Annotated in this window: 6 protein-coding genes and 1 pseudogene; 6 read left to right on the plus strand and 1 reads right to left on the minus strand. The window is 70.4% G+C overall.

From position 1 onward, the window contains the following. Together V7E05_RS06575 and V7E05_RS06580 are read left to right on the plus strand one after the other, a co-directional pair. Window positions 1–229 (plus strand): annotated as a pseudogene (locus V7E05_RS06575) (molybdopterin-dependent oxidoreductase); the annotation flags it as partial. Between the two features lie 224 nt (window positions 230–453). Further along, complete coding sequence (locus V7E05_RS06580) at window positions 454–1863, plus strand: FAD-dependent oxidoreductase (protein ID WP_333618872.1); 1410 nt, start codon at window positions 454–456, stop codon at window positions 1861–1863. 131 nt (window positions 1864–1994) lie between these two features. On the opposite strand, the gene V7E05_RS06585 is transcribed toward V7E05_RS06580, so the two are convergent. Further along, a complete protein-coding gene (locus tag V7E05_RS06585; protein ID WP_333618873.1) occupies window positions 1995–3050 on the minus strand; it encodes an NAD-dependent epimerase/dehydratase family protein in 1056 nt (351 codons plus the stop codon). A gap of 139 nt (window positions 3051–3189) precedes the next feature. Between V7E05_RS06585 and V7E05_RS06590 the strand changes: the two genes are divergently transcribed. The 4 genes from V7E05_RS06590 (at window position 3190) to V7E05_RS06605 (ending at window position 11544) form a co-directional block, all read left to right on the plus strand. Then, complete coding sequence (locus tag V7E05_RS06590; protein WP_333618874.1) at window positions 3190–3945, plus strand: TetR/AcrR family transcriptional regulator; 756 nt, start codon at window positions 3190–3192, stop codon at window positions 3943–3945. A 251-nt stretch (window positions 3946–4196) separates the two neighbouring features. Next, a complete protein-coding gene (gene pks13, locus V7E05_RS06595; protein ID WP_333618875.1) occupies window positions 4197–9329 on the plus strand; it encodes a polyketide synthase Pks13 in 5133 nt (1710 codons plus the stop codon). A gap of 108 nt (window positions 9330–9437) precedes the next feature. Further along, entirely contained in the window at window positions 9438–10931 is a 1494-nt protein-coding gene (locus V7E05_RS06600; protein ID WP_333618879.1) for an acyl-CoA carboxylase subunit beta, read from the plus strand. A 121-nt stretch (window positions 10932–11052) separates the two neighbouring features. Further along, window positions 11053–11544 (plus strand): flavin reductase family protein, encoded by a 492-nt coding sequence (locus tag V7E05_RS06605; protein ID WP_333618876.1) that lies wholly within the window; start codon window positions 11053–11055, stop codon window positions 11542–11544. The last annotated feature ends 164 nt before the right edge of the window (window positions 11545–11708 follow it).

The raw sequence follows: 11708 nt of genomic DNA on the forward strand, positions 1-11708 counted from the left end.
CGTCGAGGTGCGGGTCGATCAGGGGCCGTGGGAGAGGGCGCAGCTCGCCGAGGCCTATTCGGTGGACGCTTGGCGGATGTGGTCGTTCGAGTGGGACGCGACGCCGGGGGTCCACACGGTCACGGTCCGTGCCTACGACGGGGCGGGGAACCTCCAGACCGAGGCGCAGGCGGCGCCCGCCCCCGACGGCGCTTCCGGGTGGCACAGCCGCTCGTTCCGCGTGTCTTAGCTGGTCGTATCCGGGTGGATCGCCCGCGTTCCGGAGGCGCCTCGCCGAGAGACTTCCAGTGGCGACTGGCACCGAGTAGACAGGTCGGTCTACTATTGGTGTAGGTAGAAAACCGCAGGTAGATAGTGATTCGAGTCACAGGAGCTGCCGCGGTACTCGAGAAAGCGCCCGCACAGTGCATCTGCACAGGGCATACGGATACAGACTCCAAGGAGGCGAAGGGCATGTCGAACGAGACAAACCTCGGCCGGCCGCTGCGCGTGGCGATCATCGGCTCGGGACCGGCGGGCATCTACGCCGCCGATGCGCTGATGAAGTCGGAGGAGGCCAAGGAGGGTGGCGTCAGCATCGATCTCTTCGAGCGTCTCCCCGCGCCCTTCGGGCTGATCCGCTACGGCGTAGCGCCCGATCATCCGCGCATCAAGGGTATCGTCAACGCCCTCCACAAGGTGCTCGACAAGCCGCAGGTGCGGCTGTTCGGCAACGTCGATTTCGGCACGGACCTCACCCACGACGACCTCGCGCGCCACTACGACGCGACGATCTTCGCCACCGGCGCGACCGATGACCGCGGCCTGCGCATCCCCGGCATCGAGCTCGACGGCAGCTACGGCGCCGCCCAGTTCGTCGCCTGGTACGACGGCCACCCGGACTTCCCGCGCACGTGGCCGCTCGATGCCGAAAAGGTCGCCGTGATCGGCGTGGGCAACGTGGCTCTCGACGTGGCGCGTGTCCTCGCGAAGACCGGCGACGAGCTGCTCTCCACGGAGATCCCCGCGAACGTCTACGAGGGGCTCCGCGAGAATAAGGCGCGCGAGGTGCACGTATTCGGCCGCCGTGGCCCGGCACAGGCGAAGTTCTCGCCGATGGAGCTCCGCGAGCTCGACCACTCGCCGAACATCGAGGTCGTCGTCGACCCGCGCGACATCGAGTACGACGAGGGCTCTGCCCAGGCCCGCCGCAGCGTCAAGATGGTCGACCAGGTCGCGTCGATCATCGAGGATTACGCGATCCGGGAGGGCAAGCCCGGCGCGAAGCACAAGATCTTCCTTCACTTCTTCGAGAACCCGGTGGAGATCCTCGGCGAGGACGGCAAGGTCGTCGGCCTGCGCACCGAGCGCAACGAGCTCGACGGCACGGGCAACGTCCGCCCCACGGGCGAGAGCACCGACTGGGATCTCGGCGCCGTCTACCGTGCCGTCGGCTACTACTCGGACCCGCTGCCCGGCGTCCCGTTCGACTCGCAGAAGGGCGTGATCCCCAACGAGGCGGGTCGCGTCGTCGAGGGTGAGGGCGTTGACAAGAGCGTCGTCGGCGGGCTCTACACGACGGGCTGGATCAAGCGCGGGCCCGTGGGTCTCATCGGCCACACCAAGGGCGATGCCAACGAGACGGTCGCGTGCATCCTCGACGACCTCGCCGCAGGCAAGCTCGCCACCCCCGCCGATCCCGCAGAGGAGAGCATCGAGAAGCTCTTCGCCGAGCGCGGTATCGCGCACACCACGTGGGACGGCTGGCACCGGCTCGACGCCCACGAGCGCAGCCTCGGCACCTCCGAGGGGCGCGAGCGCGTCAAGGTCGTCGAGCGCGAGGACATGCTCCGCGCCTCGATCGAGAACGGCGCGAACGCCTAGCGGGGGTTTCGGCTGAGCGTCGGGGCCGGCACTGATCCGGTCCCCAGCACACACCACGGGGCGGCGGGAATTCCGGCCGCCCCGTGGTCTATTTCCGTGGCCTGTTTCCACGGCTGGTTTGCTCGGCGTTTTCAGGCCGCCGCCCGCGGTGATCGCGCGGCCGCGCGATCGGCGGCCGCGGCATCCACCGTCTCTGCCACCGCGGTGTCCCAGGGGGTCGGAGCGAGGCCGTAGTGCGTCGTCAGGACTCCGGGGCGGAGACGGCAATCGCCGTACCAGAGGTCGCCGATCCCGTCGATCTCGCGCATCGTCCGATCAGCGAGGCCGGCGGCGCGCAGGGCGAACCTCGGCAGCGCGAAGGGCGTGCGGCGCCGGGAGCCGAGCCGCTCCGCGGCGAAGGCGACGAGCTCGGCGAGCTGGCGCGAGGCATCCGTGGGCGCGTGGACGACCGCGTCCGTTCCGCCGGTCTCAGGGCGATTGGCGAGATCCTCCGCGTGCTCCGCAGCGAGAAGCATGGCTGCGGCCATGTCGCCGATCGTGGTGAGCGAGTGTTCCCGCCGAGGCGAGCCCGGCACGAAGGCGCGCCGGCCGGCGGCGAGCGGCTCGATCACGGTGGTGCACGCGACCGCCGAGCCCGTGCTCAGGCAGCTCGGGCCGATGAGGTCCGAGGCGACGACGCTCACCGTCCGCGCCGCGTGCGCCCGCCGCGCCTCGATGAGCCGGACCCGCATCTCGCCCTTCGCATCGCGCGGGGAGAACTCCGCGCCCTCGCGCAGGTCCGCGGCCCCGCCGACGAACCCGTACATCGATTCGGGGAACGCCACGGGAACGCCGGCGGCCGCAGCGGCGTCGAGCGTCGCTCGCTCCATTTCCGGAAGCTCCTCCTCCCACCAACGCGCGTCGTACGCCGAGCTGTGGAAGCACGCGTGCACCACGCCCACGGGCTCCGCGCCGTCCGCTCCGCCTGTGCCGGGCGCGCCTCCGGCGAGTGCCTCGCGCAGCGCCGCCGCGTCACCGACCCCGCCCGCGACACGCGTGATCCGCTCGGCCATGGCTCCGTAACGTGCCCTGTCCTCTTCGTGTGTGACGGCAGACCGCCGCAACACCGTGATGGAGTCCCCGCGGCCGAGCGCCGCCGCGATGACCCCCTGGCCGATCTGCCCTTCGCCGATGACGAGATGTCGCATGATTCCCGATCCCTTCGAGTTCCCGCGGGCGATGGGCCCGTCGATGTCGAAACAGTGAGCACTGCTCTCGAAACCGAGGCTAGGCCCCTGTTGGCTAGAATTCAAGAGCAGTGCTCACTATTTTTGTCGGAGGTGGTCCATGGGGGCGACGGAGCAGGGGCGTAAGCCCGAACAGAAGCTGGGAAAACGGGCGGCGGCGCGCGCGGAGACGATGCGCCGGATCACCGAGCTCGGGCTCGAACAGCTCGACGCGGAGGGCGTCGCCGGCCTGAGCCTCCGCGAGGTCGCGCGCGAGCTCGGGCTCGTCTCCTCGGCGGTGTATCGCTACGTCGCGAGTAGGGACGACCTGCTCACGCTGCTCCTCGTCGACTGCTTCACGAGCCTCGCCGAGGCCGCGCTCGGTGGGGACGACGGCGGCGCGGGGCGACCGCCGCGACGGCGTTATATCGCGGTCGCGGGGCGCATCCGAGCCTGGGCGGTCGAGCGTCCGGAGCGGTGGACGCTGCTCTACGGCTCGCCGGTGCGCGGCTACGCGGCGCCAGGGGAGGAGACCACGGGGCCGGGGACGCGGGTCATCGCGCTCTTCGCCGAGATCGTCGCCGGTTCGGGCGCGGCGGGATCGGGTGCCGCCGATCGAGAAGCCGAAGGGGGCGCCGTGAGGCGGATCGAGCTCACCGACGCTGCGCGGGACGTGCTCGGCTGGGCGGCGCGCGATCTCGAGCCGTCCGAGCCCACCCCCGAGGAGCTCGCGGTGGCCGCGACGCTGTTCGCGGGGACCGTGGGCGTCGTGACAGCGGAGGTCTTCGGCCAGTGGGGACCTCTGCCGGCCGACGGCGCCGCCGCGATCTTCGAGGCGCAAACCCGGGCGCTCTCGTTACTCCTGCCGCGCGAATAGAGGCGAATAGGGCCTGGCCTGCTGGGGTAACAGCGCGTGGGGCCGATCACGATATACCGTCGGCTATTTAATCGCTTTCGGAGCCGATTCCGGCACCGTCGGGATCGGCGCTGCGCAGGCATCTGGGGTGCCGCTGCGACGGGTCGTGACTAAATTGAGACAATAGGCACGTTCCGGGGCATCGATCGCATCCTTCGGATCGATCGCGTAACCCGCACATCCACGCAGGACAGTTTGGAGGCCGCCGGCACATGGCAGAGCACGAGATGACAGTCACGCAGCTGCGTGAGTGGCTCCGCAATTGGGTCGCGCAGACCACCGGGCAGGACGCGGCGGGCATCGACGACGACGCCGCGCTCGAGACCTACGGGCTGTCCTCGCGGGACGCCGTCACCCTCTCCGGGGAGCTCGAGGACAAACTCGGCTGGCCTCTCGACGCGACGGTCGCCTACAACTACCCGTCGATCGCCGCGCTCGCCGAGTACCTCGTCGAGGGCCCCAAGGAGGCGGGCGTCACCGCCCCGGCCGCGACCGTGCGGCGCGCGCCGACCGGCGACCCGGCCGACCGCGAGATCGCCATCGTCGGCCTTTCCGCGCGTTTCCCCGGCGGCGCGAACGATCCCCGCAGCATGTGGGACATCCTCGCCGGCGGCGTCGACGCGACCTCCGAGCTCCCCGAGGGCCGCTGGGCCGAGTGGGACGGCGACGCCCACGTCCAGGAGATTCTCGCCGAGGCGCCGAACCGCGCGGGCTGGCTCTCCGAGGACCTTGTCAAGGACTTCGACGCCGAGTTCTTCGGGATGAGCCCCCGAGAGGCAGAGATGGTCGACCCGCAGCAGCGGCTCGCCCTCGAGCTCGCCTGGGAGGCCCTCGAGAATGCGCACATCCCGGCCAACGAGCTCAAGGGAGCCCAGGTCGGGGTCTTCATCGGCGCGTCCTCCTCGGACTTCCAGTCTATGATCTCGGCGGACTCCCGCGCGGCCACGCCGTACGCCGTCACGGGCTCGCAGAACTCCGTGATCTCCGGCCGCGTCTCGTACACCTACGATTTCCGCGGCCCGACCATGACCCTCGACACCGCGTGCTCGTCGGCGCTCGTAGCGGTCCACGAGGCCGTACAGGCGCTCCGCGGCGGCGAGGCCGATCTCGCGCTGGCCGGCGGGGTCAACATGATGGTCGCGCCAGCGGCCACCATGGGCTTCGCGAAGACCGGCGCCGCGCTGTCCCCGGACGGCCGGATCAAGGCCTTCTCGTCGGATGCCGACGGCATCTGCCGGGCCGAGGGCGGCGGCCTCCTCGCGCTCAAGCGGCGCGGCGATGCAGAGCGGGACGGGGACTCGATCCTCGCGGTGATCAAGGGCTCCGCCGTCAACCAGGACGGGCGCTCGAACGGGATGACGGCCCCGAACCCCGAGGCGCAGGCGCAGGTGCTCGCCAATGCGTACGCCGACGCCGGCGTCGACCCCGCGAGCGTCGACTACATCGAGGCGCACGGCACGGGCACGATCCTCGGCGACCCGATCGAGGCGGGCGCGCTCGGCGCCGTGCTCGGCGAGGGGCGCGCGGAGGACAAGCCGACCCTCCTCGGCTCGGCGAAGACCAACTTCGGGCACCTCGAGTCCGCCGCGGGCGCCGCCGGGCTCATCAAGGTCGCGCTCGCGATGCAGCACGACACGCTGCCGCCGAGCATCAACTTCGCGGGCCCCAACCCGTACATCGATTTCGATGCCGCCCGCCTCCGGGTCGTCGCAGATGCCGACGAGACGGCGTGGCCGCGCTACTCGGGCAAGGCCATCGCCGGCGTCTCCGGCTTCGGCTTCGGCGGCACGAACGCCCACGTGGTGCTCTCCGAATACGCCCCGGAGCAGGGCGGGAACGCCTCTGACGGCGAAGGTGCCGATTCCGCGGGGCCCGCCTCGATCGCCGCGGCGATCGCTTCCGAGGAGAACGCCCGCTTCGAGGGCTCCACCGAGGTCCCCTCGCTGTTCGTGATCTCCGGGCCGCTCCCGTCCCGCCGTCGGAAGACGGCGGCCGCGCTCGCCGAATGGGTAGAGGGCCTACCGCCAGGCGAGCTCGACCTCGCCGGCATCGCGCGGACCCTCGCGAACCGTAGCCACGGTCGCTCGCGCGGCGCGGTCCTCGCCCGCAACCGCGACGAGCTCGTCTCGGGGCTGCGCGCACTGTCCAAGGGCATCGAGGCGCCCGGCGTGCTCGCCGCGGACGCGCCCGCCGCGAACGGCGCCGTCTGGGTGTTCTCGGGCTTCGGTGCGCAGCACCGCAAGATGGCGAAGCAGCTCTACGCGGCGAGCCCGCTGTTCCGTCGTCATCTCGACGAGGTCGACAAGCTCATCGACTTCGAGGCCGGCTATTCAATCGTGGAGCTCGTTCTCGACGATTCGCAGACCTACGAGGTCGAGAACTCACAGGTGGGGATCTTCGCGATCCAAATCGCTCTGGTCGAGACCTTCCGCGACCTCGGCGTCCGGCCCGAGGCCGTGGTCGGACACTCGATGGGCGAGGTCGCCGCCTCGTACGCCGCCGGGGGCCTGCCGCTCGAGGAGGCCGTGCGCGTGATCTGCGTGCGCTCGCGCCTCATGGGCGAGGCCGAGTCCGCGGTCTCCGACGAGGACGCCGGTGCCATGGCGCTCGTCGAGTACTCGGCGGAAGAGATCGCGAAGATCATCGCCGAGCACCCGGAGTTCGCCTCGATCGAGCCCGCGGTCTACGCCGCCCCGACCCACACCACGGTGGGCGGGCGCGCCAAGCCCGTCGCCGAGTTCGTCGCCTGGGCCGAGGAGCAGGGCAAGTTCGCCCGCCAGCTCCAGGTGCGCGGCGCGGGCCACACCTCCGACACCGACATGCTCCTCGGCGACCTCGCCGCCGAGCTCGCCGGCCTCGATGCCCGCCCGCTCGACATCGGCCTGTTCTCCACGGTCGACAAGGAGACCTTCTACCCAGCAGGCCACGAGCCGGTCCACGCGACCGACTACTGGGTCAAGGGCATGCGCCACTCCGTGTGGTTCACGCACGCCGTGCGCAAGGCGGTCGAGGCCGGGTACACGACCTTCGCCGAGTTCAATGCGAACCCGGTCGCCGGGATGTCGGTCCTGTCGACGGTCTTCGACGCCGGGCTCACCGAGCCGGCGCTCGTCCACACACTCAAGCGCAAGGAGTCCGAGGTCGACTCGCTCCTCCTCGCGCTGGGCACGCATTACGTCCACGGGCACCCCATCGACATGGGCGCCGTGATCGACATGGTGTGGGGGCCGGCCGCCGAGGCGGGGCAGGGGGCCGGCCAGGGCGCCGGCGTCGCCGCGACCCCGGCCGAGCGCGGATACGCGCCCGTCCCCGGCACGATCTTCGAGCGCAAGCGGCTGTGGCCGCAGCTCTCGTTCGGCGGCGGCTCGGGCGAGGGCTCGATGCCCGGCTCGCACGTCGCGCTGCCCGACGGGCGCCACGCCTGGCAGGTGCAGGCGCACGCGGTGCCGAGCCTCGACGCGCTCGTCGGCGCGGCGGCGGCCGCCGTGGCGCCGGGCACCCGGATCGTCGCGATCAACCGGCCGGGCGTGCTCCCGCCGTCCGGTGTGGTCACCACGACCCTGACCCCGCACCCCGGCGGCGCCAGCCTGCAGGTGCACTCGCAGTCCGCGGGCGGCTTCGCGCTGCTCGCGGAGGCGGCGGTGGCCGGTGAGGTCTCCGGCGAGCCGCAGGACCAGATCGGCGATGCGAGCCTCGCCGAGGGCGGCGCCGCTGCCGCGGGCGGCGCCGCAGCGGACACCGACGTGCTCGCCGACGACGGCGTCGTCGACATGTCCTCGGTGTGGGACCCGGAGTCGGCGGAGAAGGCCGAGGATCGCCTCCTCGCTATCATCGCGAACTCGATGGGCTACGACCCCTCCGACCTGCCGCGCGAGCTCCCGCTCCTCGAGCTCGGCCTCGATTCGCTCATGGCCGTGCGCATCAAGAACCGCGTCGAGCACACGTTCTCCATCCCCGAGCTCGAGCTGCAGGCCATGCGCGACGCGTCGTTCGACGACGTCGCCCGGATGGTCGACTACGCGATCAACAACCGCGAAGAGCTCGAGCAGATCGCCTCGGAGCAGGCCACGGGCGGCGGCACCGTCGACGCTTCCGCGATCGATGCGGCGAGCAAGGGCACTGCCGGGGGCGCGGGCGTTGCTGCCGGAGTAGCCGCGGGGGCAGCCGGAGCTGGGGGTGCCGCAGCCGCCGATTCCCCGAAGGACTCCTCTACGTCCGTTGCGGCCGCGAACGGCGCCGCCGATGTCGCCCCGCGCGACGACACCGAGCGTATGGCGTTCGGCGCGTGGGCGATGGTCACCGGCGCCGCGGCGCCCGGCGTCCTCGGGGCGCTCCCCGAGATCACCGACGCCCAGGCCGACGCCCTGTCCACGCGCCTGTCGGAGCGGACGGGCGGAGAGATCTCGGCCGCAGACGTCAGGGGCTGTGGCTCCATCTCCGAGCTGGCCGACCTCCTGCGCCCCTACGTCGACAAGCCGCTCGACGGTTTCGTGCGGGTCCTCCAGGAGGGGAAGACCACGGGCGATGACGGCGAAGGCCGCCAGACCCCGGTCGTCCTCTTCCACGCGGCCGGTGGCTCGTCGCTGGTCTACGAGCCGCTCGTGGCGCGCCTGCCGAAGTCGACGCCCGTCTACGGCATCGAGCGCCTCGAGGGCACTCTCGCCGAGCGCGCCGCGGAGTACGCGCCGGTCGTCCGCGAACTCGCGGGCGACGGGCCCGTGGTGCTCGGCGGCTGGTCCTTCGGCGGGGCGCTCGCACTCGAGGTCGGGCGCCAGATCCGCGAGGCCGGGGGAGAGGTCGCGCTGCTCGCGCTCCTCGACACCGTGCAGCCCTCGGAGCCAGCGCCGAACACGGAGGACGAGCTCGTCGCGCGCTGGAAGCGCTACGGCGAGTTCGCGAAAAAGACCTATGGGCTCGATATCGAAGTGCCCGAGGAATACCTCCGCGCCAATGGCGAGGAGGGGCTGTTCGAGATGATGCTCTCCTCGCTCGGTGCCGACGCCAACGCGATGGGCGGCGGCGTGATCGAGCACCAGCGCGCCTCGTTCGTCGACAACCAGATCCTCGCGGGCCTGGACAAGTCGGCATTCGAGAGCATGGGCGCCGAGGTGCCCTTCGTGCTCTACCGCGCCGAGCGGATGCACGACGGCGCGATCGAGCTCGAGCCCCGCTACGCTCACGTCGATCCCGACGGCGGCTGGGGCGCCTACGTGGCCGATCTCGAGGTTGTCCAGTGTCGCGGTGACCACTTGGCTATCGTGGACGAGCCGGAGGTCGGCACGATCGGGACACACCTGAGCGGCCGGCTCGCCGCGATCGACGCGCGCGGAGAAACCGCCCCGTAGGGCGCACGCGGACCACGGCAGATCAACGAAAAGGAGACCACCGGAGTGACTGCAGCCAGAACCACGGCGGAGAAGCTCGCGGACCTGCGGGAGCGGACGCGCGTCGCGATGGACCCGGGGAGCGACCGGGCCAAGGAGCGCCGCGCCGCCGCAGGGAAGGCGACGCCGCGAGAGCGGATCGATCAGCTGCTCGATCCCGGCTCCTTCGTGGAGATCGGCCTCATGGTCAAGTCGCCCGGCAACGCCTCGAACCCGCCCACCGATGGCGTGGTCACGGGGCGCGGCACGATCTACGGTCGTCCCGTCGTGGTCTTCGCCCACGACGTCACGGTCTTCGGCGGCTCGGTCGGTGAGGGCTTCGGGCGCAAGGTGTGCGCGATCATGGAGCTCGGCATCAAGACGGGCTGCCCGATCATCGGCATCAACGACTCGGGTGGCGCCCGCGTCCAGGACGCCGTCACGTCGCTGGCGTACTACTCCGAGATCGGAAAGCGGCAGTACCAGGCGTCCGGCGTGGTCCCGCAGATCTCGATCATGCTCGGCAAGTGCGCCGGCGGCGCCGTGTACTCCCCGGTGTGCTCGGACTTCGTCGTGGCGGACCGCGAGCAGGCGTACATGTTCATCACCGGGCCGGACATCATCAAGGCGGTCACGGGCGAGGACATCTCCATCGAGGAGCTCGGCAACGCGATGGCGCAGGCGCACGCCGGCAACGTCACCCACGTCGCCGAGAACGAGAAGGCCGCGCTCGAGTGGACCCGCGAGCTGCTCCAGTTCCTGCCGTCGACCTCGCACGAGACGGCTCCGCGGATCAACCAGGGCATCGAGCCGGAGATCACGGAATCCGATCGCGGTCTCGACACGATCATCCCGGACTCCGACAACGCTGCGTACGACATGCACGACGTGCTCCTCGGGATGTTCGACGACGGCGACATCTTCGAGCTCTCGTCCGATTTCGCGCCGAACATCATCACCGCGTTCGCGCGCGTCGATGGCCTCCCAGTGGGCATCATCGCCAACCAACCGATGCACCTCTCGGGCTGCCTCGACGTCGACTCCTCCGAGAAGGCCGCGCGCTTCTCGCAGATCTGCGATGCCTACGGGCTGCCGATCATCTGCGTCGTCGACATCCCCGGCTACCTCCCCGGCGTCGAGCAGGAACGGATGGGCATCATCCACCGCGGCGCGAAGTTCCTCTACGGGATCGTCGACGCCTCGGTACCGAAGGTCACCGTGATCGTCCGCAAGGCCTACGGAGGCGGCTACGCCGTGATGGGCTCGAAGAACCTCGGCGGCGGCGACCTCAACTACGCGTGGCCCACGGCGCGCATCGCTGTGATGGGCGCCGAGGGCGCGGTGGACCTCCTGCAGCGCCGGCAGATCGAGGCGGCAGGCGAGGACGGTCCGAAGCTGCGCCAGGACCTGATCAACATGTACAACGAGTTCGTCGCGACGCCGTACACGGCCGCCGAGCGAGGGTACATCGACGCCGTCATCCAGCCTTCCGAGACGCGCCTTGTGCTGCGCCGGGCGCTTGCCCAGCTCAAGGACAAGGAGCGGCTCGACATGCCGCGCAAGCATCCCATCATGCCGCTGTAGCTCGCCGTTCCGGCTGTGCCGGCGGTCCCGGCCGTTTGACTTCAAGCGGACTCGAAGTCGTACCGTCGATACGACGGGTCGGCAGGAGCTGCGGGCCTCCCGACGAGCAAGGACGAATGCAATGTCGATGATGACGGACGATTTCCGCGATGCCTTCCGCGCGCACCCGGCAGGGGTTGCGCTCATCGCGGCGGAGGTCGACGGAGAACTCGTGGGGCTCACGATGACCAGCCTCTCGTCCGTGTCCCTCGATCCGCTCACGGTCTCGTTCTCGCTGAGCCGGTCCTCGGGGTCGGCCGGGAAGATCCTGCGTGCCACCGGCTATACGATCCACCTGCTTGGTGACGAGGACACCGATATCGCCAGGGCATTCTCGACGTCCGACGGACCGCGATTCGTCGCCGATCAGGGCTGGTCGACGCTGCCCACCGGGGAGCCCTATCTTCCGGCTGCGCCCGTCGCGTTCCGAGCGCGCACCTTCGACGTGCTTCCCGTGGGGGACTCGCGGCTCATCGCCGCGGAGGTGCTCGATGTGATCCCGGGCCGAGAGAGCCCGCGGCTCGTGTATCAGGAGCGGCAGTTCTTCAGTGCCGAGGTCGCGCGGGCGCTGTAGAGCGAATCGCCCCGAACCGATCCTTGACCTCGAGCGAGCTTTAAGTATTAGCCTCGTATTCAGGCGGTCGAAGAGATCGACTGCGGAACGAAAGGAAGGTCGAATATGACCGAGTACACTCTTCCGGATCTCGATTACGACTACGGCGCTCTCGAGCCCCATAT

Origin of the sequence: Dietzia sp. (genome assembly GCF_036741115.1) — a bacterium.
In the GTDB taxonomy this organism is placed as follows: domain Bacteria; phylum Actinomycetota; class Actinomycetes; order Mycobacteriales; family Mycobacteriaceae; genus Dietzia.

Coding starts and splice junctions, on each gene's coding strand:
- V7E05_RS06580 (WP_333618872.1), top strand. CDS start 454: ATGTCGAACGAGACAAACCTCGGCCGGCCGCTGCGCGTGGCGATCATC.
- V7E05_RS06585 (WP_333618873.1), bottom strand. CDS start 3,050: ATGCGACATCTCGTCATCGGCGAAGGGCAGATCGGCCAGGGGGTCATC.
- V7E05_RS06590 (WP_333618874.1), top strand. CDS start 3,190: ATGGGGGCGACGGAGCAGGGGCGTAAGCCCGAACAGAAGCTGGGAAAA.
- pks13 (WP_333618875.1), top strand. CDS start 4,197: ATGGCAGAGCACGAGATGACAGTCACGCAGCTGCGTGAGTGGCTCCGC.
- V7E05_RS06600 (WP_333618879.1), top strand. CDS start 9,438: ATGGACCCGGGGAGCGACCGGGCCAAGGAGCGCCGCGCCGCCGCAGGG.
- V7E05_RS06605 (WP_333618876.1), top strand. CDS start 11,053: ATGTCGATGATGACGGACGATTTCCGCGATGCCTTCCGCGCGCACCCG.